This window comes from Brevibacillus halotolerans, from assembly GCF_026891775.1.
GTDB lineage: Bacteria > Bacillota > Bacilli > Brevibacillales > Brevibacillaceae > Brevibacillus_B > Brevibacillus_B halotolerans.
Genome location: NZ_JAPTNK010000003.1, coordinates 64,915 through 85,021 on the forward strand (window position 1 = coordinate 64,915; position 20,107 = coordinate 85,021).

At 41.1% G+C, this 20,107-nt stretch carries 5 protein-coding genes; all 5 read right to left on the minus strand.

Annotated elements, in window-relative coordinates; genetic code table 11:
- Window positions 1-148: 148 nt before the first annotated feature.
- From O0550_RS05295 to O0550_RS05315, 5 genes are read right to left on the minus strand one after another with little or no spacing between them, the layout of a single operon-like run.
- Window positions 149-7,912, minus strand: coding sequence for a non-ribosomal peptide synthetase (locus O0550_RS05295; RefSeq protein WP_258425763.1), 7,764 nt, complete (start codon window positions 7,910-7,912; stop codon window positions 149-151).
- Window positions 7,913-7,939: 27 nt separating this feature from the next.
- Window positions 7,940-8,908, minus strand: coding sequence for a 2,3-diaminopropionate biosynthesis protein SbnB (locus O0550_RS05300; protein ID WP_258425764.1), 969 nt, complete (start codon window positions 8,906-8,908; stop codon window positions 7,940-7,942).
- 21 nt (window positions 8,909-8,929) lie between these two features.
- The gene (gene ectB / locus O0550_RS05305) at window positions 8,930-10,219 is read right to left on the minus strand and encodes a diaminobutyrate--2-oxoglutarate transaminase (RefSeq protein WP_258425765.1); all 1,290 of its coding nucleotides are present in this window, start codon (window positions 10,217-10,219) and stop codon (window positions 8,930-8,932) included.
- 29 nt (window positions 10,220-10,248) lie between these two features.
- Window positions 10,249-16,314: a type I polyketide synthase gene (locus O0550_RS05310; RefSeq protein ID WP_258425766.1), complete on the minus strand. Its 6,066-nt coding sequence runs from the start codon at window positions 16,312-16,314 to the stop codon at window positions 10,249-10,251.
- Between the two features lie 25 nt (window positions 16,315-16,339).
- Window positions 16,340-20,077, minus strand: coding sequence for a non-ribosomal peptide synthetase (locus O0550_RS05315; RefSeq protein WP_258425767.1), 3,738 nt, complete (start codon window positions 20,075-20,077; stop codon window positions 16,340-16,342).
- Between the last annotated feature and the right edge of the window lie 30 nt (window positions 20,078-20,107).

The window sequence follows — 20,107 nt, forward strand, 5'->3', positions numbered from 1 at the left end:
TGAAAAAAGAAAAATGTCATACGCCAGAAAATTCCATGACTTAACAATATCATACAATTAAAAAATTTTCACTAATACTATAATAAAATAAGGAAAAAAGGTAAGACCGTGGTTTTTATCCCAAGGTCTTACTTCCAATCCATTTTATTTAAAACTGAAAGTCCAATTGATCAGAAATATCCATTTCGATTAAGTCATAGGATTCAGCAATCTCTATATCACTTAATTTTGTACCCGCTTCATTAACAATGATCGTTAGCAGCTTAAGAAAGGATTCTCCGAGAATGTTGATCGTACTCTCTGTAAATAATGTATTAGCATACTCAAATTGAAATACTAACTCCTCATCAGCTTCGATCGTAATGACGCTTACATCAAATTTAGACATACGATATTTATAATCAAAGCGAGATATGGATAGCTTATCAGTAGCATCATTACCTTCTGTGATGTAAGGCTCCTCAATATTTTGCAGGATAAACATGGTGTCAAACAGAGGATTTCTGGACTCATCCTTTGCTGCATCCAGCTTTTCTACGAGCATGTCAAATTGATAATCCTGATGATCAAAGGCTTGTAACACATGCTCCTTAACCATAAGCAGGAACTCGGTAAATGTCTGCTGCGTATCAGATTGTAAACGGATGGCCAATGTATTGACAAACATACCGATTACCTTTTCCAAATCTGCATGATGTCTGCCAGCAATCGGTGTTCCGATAATGATATCCTGCTGATGAGCGTATTTGGATAGCAGCACGTGATAGGCAGCAAGTAACACCATGTAAAGTGTGGTACCTGTAGAGCTAGCTAGATTACGCAATCCTAACGTCAATTCTTTATCTGCAAAGAACTCAACAAAACTACCTTCAAAGCTTTTCACAGACGGACGCGGATAATCTGTTGGCAACCCAAGCACAGGTAATTGGCCGCTAAATTGCTCTAACCAGTATTTCTCTTGACCTTGCATGACCTCAGACGCCAGTAGCTTGTTTTGCCAAGCTGAAAAATCCTTGTATTGAATTCTTGGTTCTGGAAGTTGCTTTTCCTGATAGAATTGCACCAGTTCATCTAACAAAATAGCTATGGATGACCCATCCATGATGATATGATGCATATCCAGAACAAGTACATGGTATTCATCCTCTACTGTGACCACGAAAACACGTAGCAGTGGTGCCTTGCTCAAGTCAAAAGGAGCCACAAGTGACTGCACAACGGAGTAGAGCTGTTCGTGTGTTGATGTCACTTCTTTTATGTCTAGCTCCAGCTTCTCCTGAACATATTGAACAGGCTCTCCTCTTTCCCATCCGAAAGAAGTACGAAGAATCTCATGACGCTCCACCAGTTTTTGAAAGGCTTGATGTAGACGCTGTTTGTCCAGTTTTCCCTCAATAATAAACATATTAGGAATATTATAGGCGATACTCTCTGAATCACGTAGATTTACAAGAAACATCCGTTTTTGTGCAGAAGAAAGCTGGTAGGCTTCTTGTTTTTTGACAGGTTGGATCATCGGATAAGCTTTTTTTCCACTGCTCTCTACTAGCTGTGCTAAGTCTTTGATGATAGGTCTGTCAAAAAAGTCCCGTAATGAGATATCTACCTGTAGCTCCTTATTGATACGTGAGATGACGGTCGTTGCCTTGAGTGAATGACCACCGTTTTCAAAGAAATGATCTTCAATACCGATCCCAGTTGTATCAAGCACGCTTTCCCAGATCGCAATTATTTTTTCTTCAATCTGGTTACGCGGTGCTACGTATTTGCTTTCTAGTACATTTCGATCAGGTTTTGGCAACGCCTTGCGATCTACCTTGCCATTTGCAGTCAAGGGGAGTTTCTCCATTTTTACGAAGAAGGCTGGAATCATATAGTCTGGCAATGTATTTGCTAAATGACTTTTCAACTGATTAATTGGCACATCTTGTTTTAGCACCACATATGCACATAAGCTCTTCTGACCTCTTGCATCCTCAATATCCATTACTACTGTTTCTAAAATATTGGGATGATTGTTGATCTGATTCTCAATTTCCTCCAATTCAATACGGAATCCCCGAATTTTAACCTGATAATCTTTACGCCCAAAAAACTCAAGTGTTCCATCAGAGAGCCATCGTCCCATGTCTCCTGTTTTATAGAGTCGTACCCCTTTATGATCAGCAAATGGATCGTCCATAAATACTTTGGCGGTTCTTTCTGGATCATGTAAATAACCTCGTCCAACCCCTATGCCAGACACACAAATTTCACCTTTAATTCCAACCGGGCAAAGATTCATTTTTTCATCCACGATGTAAACCTTAAAATTGTGCAGAGGTTTACCAATCGGAACAATTTCGCTCTGAGGCAATTGATCTATGATATGAATCGTAACATCGTCTGACGCCTCACTAGGCCCATAAGCATTCGCTAGCGGAATATGCGGGAAGAGCTTTAGCCATCTCGCTACCAGGCTACGTTTAATTGCTTCTCCTGTGACACTTACATATCGAAAACAATCTAACGACAAGTTGTTTTCTTCCACATGATCTAGCATCACAGACAAAACAGATGGAACAACTTGAAAGATATTTATTTGATCTTGAATAATTTGTTCAATGCAAGAGTTAGGCTCCATTGTCATCTGATTATCATAAATAATGGTCGTTCCACCTAAGATAATAGATGTAAAAAATTGCCACACTGAAATATCAAAGCAGTGAGAAGCTGTTTGAGCGATTCGACAATCTTCACCCAAATTAAGCCGCTGTTTCATCATATGTAGATGATTAGTAAGTCCGATATGCTCTACCATCGACCCTTTTGGCTTGCCCGTTGATCCTGATGTATAAATGATATAAGCAAGTTGATTAGGCTCAACCTTCACTCTGAGGTTATCTTTCATTTCCTGATTGATGGCATCCATTTGGGCATCGAGGCAAAGAATGGTGCCCTTGTAGTTTTGTTTAATCTCAGGCGTTACAAATGCAGATGTAGTTATCAGTACCGTCGCTCCTGAATCTTCGAGAATACCCATAATTCGCTGTATAGGATAGGCCGTATCAATAGGGATATAAGCCCCACCTGCTTTCCAAATCCCTAGAATACTTTCCATCATTGGAATGGAGCGTTCTAAGAAAACAGCAACGATCTCTTCCTTTTGCAAACCGGTTCTTTGGATAAACCGCGCCATTTGATTTGCCCGAGCATTTAACTCTTCATACGTGATTTGTTGATCCCGATGTATCGCAGCAATGTCAGTAGGTCGACATTCCACCTGCTCTTCGAATAATTCATGCACCGTTTTGTCCATTGGAAAATCACATGTGGTGTTATTGAAATCATCGAGAATTTGTTTCTTTTCCTGTTTTGTCAACATCGTAAGATCAGAAATAGGTTGTTCTGGATTCTCCACAATGGATTCAAGCAGCTCTCGATAATGCTCCATCATCCGGCTAATGGTGGTAGAAAAAAAGATATCCATGTTATATTCCGCTACCAACAGCAGGCCGTCTGGATGCTCTGCGATATCAAACAAAAGGTCAAACATAGACGTGCCTCTATCAATTTCCGGATGAATCAGCGTCTCATCAGAGAGTTTAAAATCTGTGCGACGAGTATTTTGCAATGTGAACATCACCTGAAAAATGGGCGTGATGTTTTTGGTACGTTCAGGTTGTAAAACCTCCACTAATTTTTCAAATGGAACATCCTGATTGGAAAACGCTTCAAGCGTAACCTCTCGCACTTGCTTTAAGAGTTGAGTAAATGTTGGATTATCCGCCAATTGAGAGCGTAATACAATTGTATTAGCAAAGAATCCAATCATCCCCTCAGTCTCCAAGCGTGTCCGATTAGCAATTGGAGAACCAACTAGGATATCTGTTTCGCCCGAATATCGACTAAGCAATACGTTAAACGCTGACAGCAAAGCCATATAAAGAGTCACACCTTGACGCTTGCAAAGAACATGTAATTTCGTAACAAGCTCTTTCGGCATAACTAACGTGTCCCGCTGACCTGCACCACTAGCTACACTCGGACGAGTCCGGTCTAATGGTAATTGCAAAACAGGCAAATCTCCAGCCAACTGCTTTTTCCAATAGGCTAGTTGCTGATTCATCACTTTACCATCTAGCCATTTACGCTGCCATGCGGCAAAATCGGCATATTGTAGCTGCATTTCTGGTAAAGGTGACGGTTTTCCTTGGCTAAATGCTTCATATAAAACAGATAACTCATGTGTAAATATCTGTAAGGACCAACCATCCATAATAAGGTGATGCATGGTGTAATAAAAGACATAATTCTCATCATCTTTTTTGAATAATATGAACCGCACCAATGGACATTTCGTTAAATCAAACGGTCGATTAGCATCCTCATTGGCCATATCAATGATACGCTGATGGCGTTCTGAAGCCACAACGTCACCCATATCAATCACCGGAATGCGAATGGGCTGGAATGGATAACTGACCTGATAAGGTTTTCCGTCTTTTGAGATAAAGCTGGTGCGCAGAATTTCGTGTCGACGAATAATCTCATTGACTGCACGCTCCAGAGCATCAATGTTCAAATTCCCTTTGAGTGTATTTGCCACTGGGACATTATAGGTTGCACTTCCAGGCTCAAGCTGCTCAACAAACCAAACTCCCTGCTGTGTATACGAAAGGACAAGATCACTATCGCGTGACACCGGAACTAATGGAACTGATACAGATTGCTCTCCGGAAGCTATGATTTCGTCAATTTGTTTTCCCATTGCTTGGATCGTTGGATTTTCAAAGAACGTTCGCAAGGATATTTCGATATGAAACGTATGGTATATTCTCGATAACAACTGAGTAGCTAGTAGAGAATGGCCACCACTATTAAAAAAATCATCAATGATACTAATGCGATCAATTCCTACTATTTCTTTCCAAAATCCAGCTAAAATGAGCTCTGTTTCTGTAATAGGTTCAATAAGCGGTGTATTGCTTTCCTCTCGTTCTATCAAAGGAGCCGGCAATGCTTTTCGATCTACTTTCCCATTTGGAGTAACCGGCACATGATCCAAATAAATAAACGCAGCAGGGATCATATGCACTGGCAATTTCTTCTCTGCATAGCTGCGAAGCTCACTAGCGGAAAGTATCTCTTGATTATAGGTAGTAAAATAAGCAATCAGTTGCTTGTTGCTATTTTGATCTTCTCTCATGATTACTACTGCATCTCGAATTTCTGGATGCTGCCCCAAAACAGCTTCAATTTCACCTAATTCAATTCGAAATCCGCGGATTTTCACCTGATCATCCTGGCGTCCGATGTAGCTTAAAGTCCCATCTGGCAAGTACCGAACAATATCCCCAGTTTTATATAAACGATCCGTTGCGTTTGGCGAAAATATATTCTTTATGAAGCGTTCATTTGTGATCTCTGGTCGATGTAAATATCCTAGAGCAAGACCAGGCCCTCCCACATACAGCTCACCTGGAACTCCTATAGGGACGATTTGTAAATATTGATCGAGAACATAGACCTGAGTATTAGCAATAGGCTTCCCGATTGGAATTGATAAAGCATCAGCAGGGACTTGCGTAACATGATGGGTCGTAGTAAACGTTGTACATTCTGCTGGACCATAAACATTAATCAGCTTCTTCGGTTTACCTTTTTCTAAGGCTACTCTTACCCATTTCGCATCAGCCGCTTCTCCCCCGAATAAAACCGTAATATTTGTAAACATGTCAGGACTTTCCCCTGCATATTGGTTGAACAGGGCAGTCGTGCATAGCATCACGGTTATCCCATAACGTTGAATCTCTTTCTGGAAAGCATACGGAGATAGAACAACGTCCGGCGCAATAAGCACAAGCGTCGCACCATGCAGTAGCGTCCCCCATAGCTCAAAGGTAAATGCATCAAAGGATGTGTTATTAATCTGCGCTAAACGATCGCTAGGCTCCCATTCTATATAGGAATGATTTTTTACGAGACGAACAATCCCCTGATGTGTAACCCTTGTCCCTTTTGGGATACCTGTTGATCCGGAGGTATAGATAACATAGGCCATATTCATAGCAGTAGCGTTGCTATTAGGTGTTGATAGGCTTTCCTGATCAAGGTCCTGAGCGTCGCTATCTAGTAGTACTAGTGTCAGATCATCGTTTGAAAACTGTTGATAATGAGACTGTTTGGTAATCAGCACAGATAATTGAGAGTCCTTGATAATAAAGGAAATTCTCTCCTCAGGATAGGTAAGATCAATCGGTAGATACGCTGCTCCCGCTTTCAGTATTGCTAGGATGCCTATGATCATCTCTGGCGATCGTTCCATACTAATGCCCACAAGCGTGTCTGGCTGCACACCTAATCGTTGAAGTCGATGAGCCATCTGATTGGATTTCTCATGTAATTCTCGATAGGTAAGCTGACTTTTTCCGTCAATAATTGCGATTTGGTCTGGAGATCGTCTAACCTGCTCTTCAAATAACTCTTGAACAAGCGTTTGACTAGGAAATGGAATATTCGTCTCATTCCAAGTCGTAAGAAGTAGGTTACGTTCGGAATCATCTAGGAGAGAAACCTGCCCGATCGAAGTTTCCGGATGAACCATGATATCTCTTAGCAATGTAGTTAGATGCCCTGTAAAGCGTTTGATCGTTTCCTCTTCAAAGCGTTCCGCATCAAAAATGATGGTCCCTACTAAACCTACTTCGCGTTGGGAAATAGCAAGAGCAAGCTCTGTATCATTACTCCAGAATGGATCATCTATCTCACCCGTTACAAATAAGATCTGAAATGCAGACTGTCGATAGACCGAAAATTCCTGCTCAAAAGCGCTAGCGTCTACTGTACGTTGGACACGCTGAAGCAATTCATTGAAGCTTGGATTTCCAGAAAAGTCACTGTATATAGAGAGCGGAGAATCTTTGCTAGGATCATCCTGTCTGATCCATCCGCTTACAATGCCGTTCTCACCTGTATAACGGTGAAGAAGCAATTGCCAGACACTTAATAGCGTAACAAAAAGAGAGCTGCCAGCTGTTTCTGCTAGTTTTGTAAGTTGTTTGCTTTCCTCATTTGAGAGAGTAAATTCAATATTTCCCCATTTGTTTGGGGCATGATGTAAAAGAGAATGCTCCAATGGTAGCTGTAAGGTAGGAACACCCGTCAGTAACCCATTCCAATGCGTGAGAAGTTGATCCATTGCTTGCAGTGAATCCCCTGTTTTACTGGTAATCAAGTGTAAAACAACAAACAAACGATTCACTAGCTGTCCAACACCCTCATCACTGTAGAGAGCTGGGTGATAATCTAATTGGAGAATCAGACCCTTATCTTGTTTTTTAAAATGAAACACCATATCAGCAGGAATAGACTCTACACTTGCTTGATCATGTATGCTATCTAGCAGAACGATGGTTCCAAAGATCGGTCTGCTTTTTTCCTCATTTGGCATCCCCAATAAGCTAGCAATTACATGATGCGGCAGACTTTGATGTTTCACTGCATTGGCTATCGTAGCTTTTAAGGTAGGAAGCACCTGTTTCCAGGTTAGGGAACGATCTAAGGAACTGCGAATCGGCAAGACATTGGAAAAAGCCTGCTGACCACCCTCTTTTTGTTGAAAAACAGGCATTCCGACAATAATATCGGAACGCTGTTGGTATGTAGACAAAAGATACTTTATCCCCGCAAGCAAAAACATGTATATGCCGTAGTCTGAGTTGTTACTCATGCGCATAATGCTTTCCACTATCGCAGGTGGAATTGGATAGCTGACGGAATTCATATCCTCTACTTTATTGGCAAGAGGGCGTGTTTCAACGGGGAAACCACTAAAATCAGCGACACCCTCCAAGTTCTGAAGCCAGTAGGTGCGTTCTTGCTCAAATTGTCCGCTTGCAAGTAAAATGTTATGCAAAAAATTGGTGCTCATTGGAATCCCCCTTTCTACATGCTATGTTTATTCCAATAGTTGTCCTACCTTTAAATCCTCTGCTTTTTTCACAAAATAATGCCCCATCGAAATATCAAAAACAGCCATCCCCATAGGATTAAACATAATAGCCTGATCTTCACGATAACTAGACATGGCATTATGACAAACCACATCAATAATCGATTTTGTGTCTTCTTTTTGCAACCCACATTGCAAATGCATAGACTCTATATCCGTTTTTTCCCGACATACCTCTTCCCAGTTGTCTACAATAATTGAACCTTTTACATGCGGGAAAATCTCTGTAGTAAAGTCTCGTAACGAAACATTAAGTAGAAGTGAGCCTGCTTTTGGTGCTGCATCAATGTATGGTGCTTTAGAGACTGTGCATGTCATGAAGATATCCGAATGTTGATAGGCTTGTTTCCAGTCCTTAGCGATGATAATCTTCTCTTTCACAGATGGATCAATCGACGTGATGTTAATTGGATTGAGATCATATAAGTAAATATTTTTTATTCGATCCCCTAGTAATGAAGTGACCATCTTAAAGTGATATTGACCGATCGGACCCCAGCCGATAATGCCAACCGTGATATCTTTTTGCTTGCGAACACCATCATAATGTTTCAAGATCATTCCACTGACAGAAGCAGTACGAATTACGCTAAGCAATGCTGTGTTAACAATGGCTTCTGGAACCCCATTCGTTGCGTTATTTAGAATAGTGACGCTGTGCGCTCGTGGAATACCTTGATGAATATTATTTGGAAAGCTAGCAATCCATTTAATCCCCGCTTGATTAATCGTACCTCCTACAAAAGCCGGCATAGCAATAATTCGATTTTGCTCTTGTCCATAGCGTAAATAAGGTTTTATTGGTTGGGAAAAGTCATCTTGCTGTAAGCATTTCACTGCCTGTTCAATAACAGAAGTCGTTTCATCCCAGTTAATTCCGATGCTCAGCAAGTCCTTTTCATGTAGATATCTCATTCGGTAATCTCCTCTCCCTTTTTACATCTTGCTTGTTTCGAAACCGCTCAAGATCTCCCTCGTTGATTCTTGCAAGATCGCGCAGCCTTTTTGTAATTCATCCCATTCAATGGTTAATGGAGGCAGAAGCTTAACCACGGTATCATTGCGACCTACACACTCGATGATTAAACCGCGCTCGTAGCAGCGTTTTGCTATCTTTTTCGCAGTGTTTACATCTGAACCACTAGCTTTAGCCACATCCACACCCCAAATTAATCCCATTCCACGAACTTCAATCTGGTCGTGCAGGCTAGCAATCTGTTCATGTAAGAATTGCTTTACATACCCTTCTTTACGTAGGACCTCTGCTTCCAATTGTTCTTGCTCTCTGTAATGCAAGGCGGCCTCGGCAGCAACAAAGGCTAGTTGATTACCGCGGAATGTTCCATTATGTTCTGCTGGTTGCCAGATATCTAATTCTGGTTTAAACAACAAAAGAGACATTGGTAGACCATAACCGCTGATAGATTTGGAAAGTACGACAATATCCGGAACAATGGCCGCTCTTTCAAATGAGAAGAAGGAGCATGCTCGACCGCATCCAATCTGAACCTCGTCGCAAATCAACAGCACATCATGCTTGTCACACAATTGGCGTAATCTTTGAAGCCACTGGATAGGGGCAACGTTAATCCCCCCTTCTGCCTGAATCGTCTCGCAAATGATTGCCGCTGGTTTCGCAATGCCCGAATGGCTATCGCTAAGCATTTTGTCCATATACTCAATCGTATCGAACGAAAAATCAGTAGGGTACGGCATAAATGTGACTTGAGGCAAATCAACACCTGCCGCCTGCCGATTGTAGCTATTGGCGGTAACAGACAAAGCACCTAAAGACATACCATGAAAGCCACCTGTAAAAGCAAAAATACCTGCGCGTTGCTTTGTCTTACGGGCAATCTTTAGTCCCGCTTCTACCGCATTTGCTCCCGTAGGACCACAAAACATGACTTTATACTCCAAGTTTCTGGGACGAAGAATCAACTCATTAAAGGTCTGCAAAAAACTTTCCTTGGCAGAGGTATGCATATCTAGACCATGAGCAAGCCCATCCGCTTCTAAATAATCGATGAGCTTTTTTTTAATAAAATCATTATTATGCCCGTAGTTGAGGGCCCCAGCTCCTGCAAAGAAGTCTATGAACTTTGCTCCTGATCTGGTATACATCGTTGCGTTTTTTCCTTTTATAAATACATCTGGAAATGATCTGCAATAAGAACGGACATTAGACTCTAGTTGTTCGAATATGGAAGTTGATTGCGTAAGCATAGAGATTCTCCTCTAGTTTGTTTTATAAGTTAGAAATTAAAATCAAAATCTCCCATGATGCTTGATACCTGTGCTTCTTTCCATTCCTTCAGCTGATTTTGGGACAAAAGCTGTACGTCAGGAATGCGCAAACCACTCTTGCTGATTTCATACAAGATATTCAAATAATAGTCAGCTAGCTTACTTATCGTTTCTATTTTGAACAGATTCGTATTGAACTCGAATCTAAAATCCAGTTGTTCTGTGTCAGCTCCGCCTACCAAGCTTAAATCATACAAACTGACGCCATCGTTATTAGCAGGCATTGATTCATGCCATTTAAACATCGTAGAAAAGATCAGATTTCGTTGACTACGCTTGGCATTAACCTGGGCGACAATAGCATCAAATGGGTAACGACTGTGTGTAGTGGCGGCCATTCTCGTTTTTTCTACCTTGGCAAATAATGCTTCGATTGTATCTGTTTCTTCTATCTTCACACGCATACAGAAGATATTCGTTAGTGCTCCCACTATTTCATTGCTATCTAAATGACCTTGGTGACGAGCCGTCATCCCTATGATGATATCTGTATCAAGAGTAAGCTTGTGTAGCAGAAGATAATAGGCTGACAATAGATAGGTTTCCATTGGAATATCTAATCGTTTGATTGCTTCTTGAATGGATGTGTAGATCTTTTTATCCGTTACCTGAAAAGGAAAAAAGCTTCCTTGATAGCTTGGAGTCTTAGGACGTTGAAAATCTGTTGCTAGGTTTAATTGAGGAAGTGGATTCCGTAATTCCTGTTGCCAGTATGCCTGGTCTAGTTGAAACCCTTCACTCTTTTCCCAGCTAAGCTGATCGCGTATCCAGGAGATATAGCTACCCTCTGGTGAAAGCACGATTTGCTTCTTTTCTTTTAGATCGTGATAGACCTGAAGAATCTCACTTGCAATATACTCAGAACTCGATTGATCTGCAATCAGTGAATGGATAATCAGAGCAAAGAGCGTTTTCTTTTCCGGTAAACGATATAAAATCGGACGCCATGTTGACTTTGAAAGCTCGCAAGCTCGAATTCTAGCTTCTTTCAGCTTTCTTCTAGCTAATTGATGTGCATCTGCCTCATAGGAGAGGTCCTCATATTCTGGCTCTACACGCAAAGCTGGCAAAATAACTTGTTTGGGTAGTCCATTCTCTTCACGGAAAATTGTCCGCAGAGCCTCATGCTGTTGGGTAACTACGTCAATCGCCTTTTGCAACAACTCAATGTCAACAGATGCAGAAAGCTCTTGTTCAATCAATAGGGTAAGTTCAGTCATCAAAGGATTGTAGGATTGAAGGAAGTAGATATGACGTTGCATACCCGTCAGCTCCATTCCTTCCTCTGACTCCGGCACCAAATTCGATGCTTCTGTAGCTTGCTCAGAGCTGGTGCTTTCTTTCGTACCCTCTTCTTGAGAAGAAAGATGTGCCGCAAGTGAAAAAATCGTTACGTTTTGGAATATTTCACTTATCCCAATATTCTTATTCAGATACTTTTGAACCGAATTGACGATCTTGACGGCAATAATAGAATCTCCACCGAGACTAAAGAAGTCATCGTAGATATTTATTTCGTCGAGTCCTAATTCCAAGCAAAAGACCTGCGCTACTAATCGCTCATTGGTAGAATAGCTCTCACTAGCATTACGCCCTAGCAACGTAATGTCTGGTAAGCCTTGAGATGCTACTGCTCCTTGTCTTCTATCTTTTAATCTCTCCATTTTTTCCAACTTGGTTTTAATTGGGTTTGCGAGATGAAATGATAGAGCATCCAAATGTTCAGAAGTGTTATCATAATTGATTTCTGCTATGGTTACTCTTTTCAACTGCTTATGCAAAACCTGCTGAAATGCTTGGATAGCATGATGAGTTGACAATGACTTAAAGAATCCTACATCATGATTAGCTCCGTATTCTACCGCCATCCCTACTTCTTTCCATGCCGCCCAATTGATAGTCAATGTTTTCCCCGTATGGCGATTACGATAGGAAGTAAATGCATCTAGGTAAGCATTGGCAGCCGCATAGTCCCCTTGTCCAACTCCTCCGTACAGGGAGTTAATTGAGGAAAACAGTACCATAAAATCAAGCTGATCATCTTTCGTCAGATAGTCTAATAACCAGGTACCCTTTACTTTTGGCGATAACACCGGTTGGCTACTAGCTTCCTCTTTACGCAGGATAAATCCCTCGCCAGCTACACCCGCACTATGGATGATGCCATTGATCGTCGTAAATTGTGACCGAACTTGAGCAAGTACAGCTTGTAATTCATCCTGATCACTGATATCGGCGCTTAGTACCGTGACATGACTTCCCAACGCTTCAATCTGGCGGATAGCTTTGATTTGTCGATATAATTTTGGCTGGGACTGTTCTTCTACTTGGTCCCAAAGCTCTCTACTTGGCAACGAAGAACGATTAATTAATACAAGATTGACAGAAGCCTGCGAAGCAAGATAATGAGCCATTTCGAGCCCAATTGCACCAAGACCACCTGTAAGTAAATAAACTCCATTTTCGCGAATTTCAATAGATTCGTCTGCAATATCATCTAAATTCCACTCGCAGAATTCCTCCACAAATCGTTGATCCTTACGGTGCATCACAAGATAATCCTTGTCTTTACTCCCTAGTTCAGCAAGGATGGTTTCTGCAGTAGTCCATTTGTCAATATCGATTGCTCTACACAATAGGTGCGGGTACTCCTGCGTTACCACTTTTCCCAATCCGAATAAGGTAGCGTGATGTGGCTGAATGTATTCCTGCTGTTCATCCAACTCGTATACATATGGAGCCACGAGCAAAATCTCTATTTCGTCATGAATGTTATGCTCTAAAAGAGCTTTCGTCAGGCGAACGAGACTCTCATAGCCTCTTTTCTGGGTTTCTTCCAAGTCCACAAGATCGTTGACATCCTGCTTTTCCACAACAGATAGCAAGTGCACGATTTGAGTAATGCCTCTTTCTTTTAGTAATCCGATTAAAGTCATATAGTCGGATTGAAGGCCGTTTATTTTATAACTGCGCTGGTCAAGCTCTTCAAACTCGGCTCCCCATTCAACCTGAATCCACGGCCTGTCCATGGAATCAAATGCTTGTCTCATTCGTTCACCAATGCTTGTCTCATCTTTAAAGATAAGTACAGTCCCCATATCTTTGGAGCTCTCATCTGTAAGATTTATTTCCTTCTCAATCCAATTCAGGCCATAATAAAAGCTAGCATTTTTTGCTTTGTTTACTCCCAAATCCATTTGGTGTACACGTTTTATCGCATAATCTTCAATTTCTGCAAATACGACGCCCTCTTCATTTACTAGTGTCACATCAAAATTAATAATTTCCTTACTTTCAGACTGATCAGGCTTTAGTCTGAGATGACTGTAAAATCTGCTTGGCATTGTGTTGTACACTTTACAAATACGGTAGGTAAACGGCAGATAAAAATCCTGACTAACTGTGTTAATCGCTAAGTTAACAGCATTATCCATCAGAGAAGGATGGAAATGATACAAATCTTTATCTGCTGCAAAGCGTTCTGGCAGACTAAAGTGTGCGAGTACTTCACCATCACCAACATATACCTGCTGCACATTATTCCAGCGAGGTCCTGTAATGATAGCCCCTGAACCAGAGAAATCCTCTTCGTATTGAATAAACTCTTTGCGCTCGATGCTGCATCTGTTTTTTATTTCTTCAAGTTGTAACAGCGGAGCATGATCATCTAAGCCAACTATTACTTTCCCTTGGGCGTGTCGCACCCACTCTCCGTTGTAACGACTGGCAATGATAAAGTCATAAGCTTGTCCATTTTCTTTTAAAATGGTCTGGACCTTATGAGACTCTCCTTTTTCGCAAATGAATGGCGCAAGGAACACAATATCTTCTACTTTCACTTGTCTAGTTGGTATTTGTTGATAGCAGGCTTCAAGTAGCATTTCAAGATACGTAGTTCCCGGCACAACAAATTTATCATTGACGATATGTTCATGTAGCACCCAGTGTTTATCTACATGAAAATCAGTTGCATAAATAATAGTATCAATCGATTCTGCTTCTAATCGATCTAGTAGAGGCAAATCAAGCTCTTTTTCTGCTCTTTTTATAAGCGGGTAAGAATTTACGGCTTCTGGCTTCACCCAGCACCGCTTACGATTAAATGGATATACGGGAAGACTTATCTTATGAGCATGTTCCTTCTGCACCAGTCTTTCCCAATCCACCTCTGCTCCACGGACGTATAATTGGCTCAACTGATGAAGAAGCACTTCGGAAGACTCTGCCTTAACAAGCTGACTAATTAAAGCATTTGCCTGTTCGCTCAATTGTCTGATATCTGCTTCCGTAATCTCTTTTTCACTACGATTGGGTTTCTGATCATGTATGATCTTAAATGAATTTGAATAGCAGCCGATCCGCTCTTCCGTAGCAAATAATTCCGTTTTACATAAGGAAAGCTTTTCTATTAAATCAGTACGATCACGCACTACCAGCGCCAATCGTGATTCATAATGTCCTCTGCCTGTATTAGACGTATAGGCAAGATCAGTTATACTTACCTTTTCATTTTTCTTAATATACTGAATGTATGCATCCACTAGCTGACGCAGTCCATCCTCAGTTTTTGCGGAGAGGGATAAAATGTGTGGCTTAGATGCTTGATCTGATAATGGAGGACGCAGCTTAGGCGCAGGCGCTTCCTCCAAGACGATATGGCAGTTGGTACCACTCAAGCCAAATGAACTGATTCCACAACGACGCGGATGCCCATTCGATTCCCATTCCCTTAGACAGTCGTTCACATAGACCGGTGAACTGTCGAACGGGATTTTTTGATTGGGATATTGGAAATTAACTGTAGGAGGAAGTTCCTTGTGTTTTAGCGATAAAATACTTTTGATTAAACCAGCAATTCCTGCTGCATGGTCGAGATGCCCAAAGTTCGTTTTTATCGAACCGATACCGCAAAATTGCTGCTGATTTGTATACTTTGCAAAAGCTCGCTGAATCCCCTTGATTTCAATAGGGTCTCCTAGTGAGGTTCCGGTCCCATGTGCCTCAATATATTGAATAGTCGACGGCTCTATATCTGCATTTTTCCAAGCCCTGACAATCACGTCTTCCTGTGCTAGTGAATTAGGCGCCGTTATTCCAATTGAATGACCATCCTGGTTGAAAGCACTGCCTTTGACTACGGCATAAATATGGTCTTTATCTTGTATAGCTTTATCAAGGGCCTTTAGCATTACAACGCCAACACCCTCCCCAAAGCCAGTTCCATCTGATCGATTATCAAAGGTTTTCGCCCGTCCATTTTGTGAAGAAATGCCGATCCCTGAATTAAAGTCTCCGTCTAAGGGAAGCATGATAATTTTGACTCCCCCTGCAAGAGCCATATCACATTCACCATTAATGATCGCCTGACACGCCAAATGAACAGCAACCAAAGAAGAAGAACAAGCTGTGTCCACTACCATACTTGGCCCGTGCAAATCGAGCGTGTAGGCAATTCTGCTCGCAATGATAGACTTTATGTTACCGGGAATGGCTGCCCCAGACAGAGATGGAGCAACATTTTTAATATATTGCTTATAGTCCTCCCCTGAGTCTGCATCTGCACTATATCCAACAAAAACACCCGTTCTGGTTCCCGTAATTTTTTGACCGCCATAACCAGCATCTTCAATTGCTGAGAATGCTTCTTCTAAAAATAGACGTTGATTAGGGTCCATTAAACTAGCTTCTTTAGGTGAAATCGAGAATAACTGGTAATCGAACTGATCAATTTCTTCTAAATAGGCAGCATGTAAATACCGCTTTTGGATATGCGGCTGAACATGGTTAATAAATCGATCAATATCCTTTTGTCGTGACTCTGGGATCGTACGAATACAATCGTTGCCATTACGTAATGTCTCCCAAAACTCCTCCAAATTTTGCGTTTCACCGAAGCGTCCAGAGATTCCGATGATCGCAATGTCATTTTTTTTCACACTTCTCATTTGAACAACCGTGCGCTCGTCTTTTTGGGTTAAATTCACCCCGGTTAAATCCAGTAATTTTTTCTTCACTTATCTCCCCTCTTTTCCAGCTCGATTAGATAGTTGCTTGATGCTCATTTTCTAGCATGAGAGAAAGTAGCTTGAGATACCCATAAATGAGTTCTTCGACTTTTCCATGGTTTAATTTGTTTTGATCATATCGACATTCAAAAGCAATCATTTTTGGCTCGATTTGCAATTTAAATATGAGATCAAACAAGCGATTAAATTCGTTTGACTGAGAAGAATATTCGGTAAATAGCGGCCATATTTGTTCATTTTTTTTACTTGTATAGCTCTTTTCTAATGACTGTATAGAATATAGAGAAAGGGGATTTGGCTGTATTCGCGCTTCTCTTACATGTCTAAATAAGTCGCCAAAATCTTCAATGCTGTTCATATTTACGTGAATAGCTATGGTTCTATGATCCGTTGTCTGCAACTGAAGGGTGACATCAGTCAGTTCGCCGATTTCAGCATACAAATACAGATTCATTGCAAGTAAAATATCAGCTATCTCGACACTGTACCGATCTGCTACCATATGTAGGCCAGCAACCATTTCTTCCTGAAAAGCAAACGTGAATAGCGTACTGTTATGACCTTCAGTTGCATTAAAATATTCTGAAGGGAGCTGGATGGCCGGAATTTGAATCAATGGTAGATTCTCTACTGTCCTCGATTCAATATAGCTGGCTAACTTCGCAATTGTAGAGTAGGAAAAAACATCTCCAATATCTATTTTCCCCGCATATTTTTTATCTACTTGGGCATGCATCTGAACTAGCAGAATGGAATTTCCGCCTAAATCGAAAAAGCTTTCATGTAAACCAATGACATCCCGTTTCAATACATTTTTCCAGATCTCCACTAACTCCCGCTCAACCTCTGTATGCGAAGACTGAACAAGCACTTCACTTGATCGTACACCTTCGCTCAGTTTAGGTAATTGCTTTCGATCGATCTTCCCGTTAGCTGTAAGCGGAAGCTCCTTTAGAAAAACAAAGTGTGCTGGAACCATATATTCTGGTAATTCCTGACGAAGTAGCTGACGAAGTTCATGCGGATTTACATCATGCTGCCCTACGTAATAAGCGGTTAGATTCTGCGAAACGCCAACCTCCTCCACGATCACGACTGCTTCGTGAACCGCTGGGTGTTTTACTAAGCAATTCTCAATCTCGCCAAGCTCTACGCGGAAGCCCCTAATCTTGATTTGATGGTCGATTCTACCTTTAAACTCAATTGTTCCGTCTGGAAGCCATCTTGCTAAATCACCAGTCCGATACATCATTCGATCTGTTTGGAATGGATTTATCACAAACTTTTCGGAAGTCTGTTCCTCTCGATTCAGATAACCTTTTGATAAGCCGTCACCTGCTAAACACAATTCGCCTGTCATACCGATTGGCTGTAAGCTATTGTGCTGATTGAGAATGTAGGCTTGTGTATTCGCTATTGGTTTTCCGATTGTAATAGCAGTTGTATTTGTCACATCCTGTATTAGCGACCAGATCGTTGTTTCTGTAGGACCGTACATATTAAATATCTTGGCTTGTGTACGTTCTTTCAGTTGAGCTAATAGGGAAGGGAGAAGAGCTTCTCCTCCTATCAGGATTTGTTCTAATTGGCTAAAGCAATCTGCCTCACTGTATAAAAGCAATTGCAGTCGAGAAGGTGTGAGTTGCAAGGAATTGATATTTTGGACCTTGATCAGCTCATTTAATAATTTTGGATCACGCTGCTGTGCTTCTGTTGCAACAACTACACGCATTCCTTGAGTGAGTGGCACTAACGTCTCTACTACAAAAATATCAAAGGAAATGGTAGTAAGAGCCAGGATTGATTTTCCTTCAGTAAAAGCAAGTTTCTCAGTGATTCCTTGGATAAAATTATGAACCGCTCTATGAGGAATCATGACTCCTTTTGGCTGCCCAGTTGATCCGGAAGTGTAAATCACATACGCTAAATCCTCTGACCCAGCAGTATCTGCTTTCCACAAGGACTCTTCTTCATACGCTACCGTCTCGTCAAGATAAATGTATTCCTGCCCCATTTGGTTATCTGAGACTAAATGCCGTTGGGTAAGAATCAATGTAGCGCCACTATCTGTAAGCATGTATTTCACACGCTCCTCAGGATAGGTCGGATCAATTGGTAAATATGCTCCTCCGGCTTTAAGAATCGCAAGTAAGCCGATCATCATATCCAATGAACGTTCGGTCATTAACCCAACAATCGTATTGGGGCCTACTCCTTTATCAATCAAACTGCAAGCGACTCTCTTGGCTTGTTCATCCAATTCACGATATGTTAGCTGCGCTCCTTCACATACGACCGCTATCTGATCCGGTGTTTTTTTGGCTTGTAGCGCAATTAATTCATGAATAGTCTTACTACGATCATATGAAAGCATGGTGTCATTGAATCGCTCAAGCAGCTCATTCTCTTCTGCTAGAGTCGTAATCTTGAGCTGGCTAAGCTTGATTTCTGGATTCGCTATGACTTGTTCTATCAATTCCTCGATATGACCAAAGATTCTTTTGATAAAGTCGTAGCTATGTACATTCGCGTTGTAGCCCATCCGAATGATCAAGGACTCTCCCGTGATGACCATTATGCTAAAGTCATAATTGGTTTGTTCCAATAACTCAAGATGAGTGATTGCTTGAGCAAGCCCCCTCGTACCTGACTCAATGCTTGATTCACTCATATCAATTGGTGATTTTTGAAAAATAGAAACATGGTCAATGATGCCTTGACTCATCTTTGTACCTACTGGCATCTCATAGAGCGGGAAAAAATCATACATCTTTGCTCTAGTTGAGCTTTCCTGAGCCATTTGTACAAGCTGTGCAAACGTTTCTACCCGGTCTGTCCTAATGCGCACAGGAACTGTATTAATAAATAATCCGACCATCTGATTAATACCTGCTACTTCGGCATTTCGGCCAGACACAACAGATCCAAACACTACATCGTCTACATTGTTATATCGTTGGAGAACCAGTCCCCATATTGCTTCCCATACCGTGCTTAATGTAGCATTATTTTGCCGTGCAAGCTTAGTAAGCTGTTGTGTTTTTTTAATATCGATCTCAAATTCCGCTTCTTTTGCCTCATATCCAGTAGCATTCGTTTTATTGATCAAACTTGGCATTACGGCCAACTGATCATAGCCTTCCAGATAACCTCCCCAGTATTCCTTGGCCTGCTCATTATCCTGCTTTTCTAACCATTGAATAAATTGCTGATAGGAATGGACCGGTTCCAGCTTTAGCGTTTTATGGAACGCAAAAGAATCGTAAATTTGTAGAAATTCATGGAACATAATACCAAGTGACCAGCCATCCATAATTAAATGATGGTAGCTCCAAACCACTTTAAAGCACTCTTTTGATGTCTGGAATATAGCAATACGAATAAGGACTTCTTTAGATAAATGAAATCCCTGTGTTTTGTCTTTCTTCAAATAATCTTGTACATATTCCTCCTGATCACGCACTCTGGAAATATCCTCAAAATGAATGCTCGTCAATTCCCGCTTTTTAAGCACCAGTTGCATTGGCTTTTTTACTTTTTCATATACAAAGGCTGTTCGTAAAATATCATGTCGTTCAATTAATACATTGACGCTTTTTAAAAACAGATCAATTTCTACATGACCTTCAATTGAAAAAGTCAAGCTCTGAAAGTAGGCACCAGAATCTTTATGTACAATGGAGTGAAATAAAATGCCTTCTTGTAAGGGAGTCAGCGGATAAATTTTGGTTACTTCTGGTTTTTTTTCCAAGTGAAAAGCTCCTTTTTCTTCCCATAGTAA

What these genes read in the sequence shown, in the direction of transcription:
- ectB (WP_258425765.1), bottom strand. Translation starts at nt 10,219, where the DNA reads ATGCTTACGCAATCAACTTCCATATTCGAACAACTAGAGTCTAATGTC.
- O0550_RS05295 (WP_258425763.1), bottom strand. Translation starts at nt 7,912, where the DNA reads ATGAGCACCAATTTTTTGCATAACATTTTACTTGCAAGCGGACAATTT.
- O0550_RS05300 (WP_258425764.1), bottom strand. Translation starts at nt 8,908, where the DNA reads ATGAGATATCTACATGAAAAGGACTTGCTGAGCATCGGAATTAACTGG.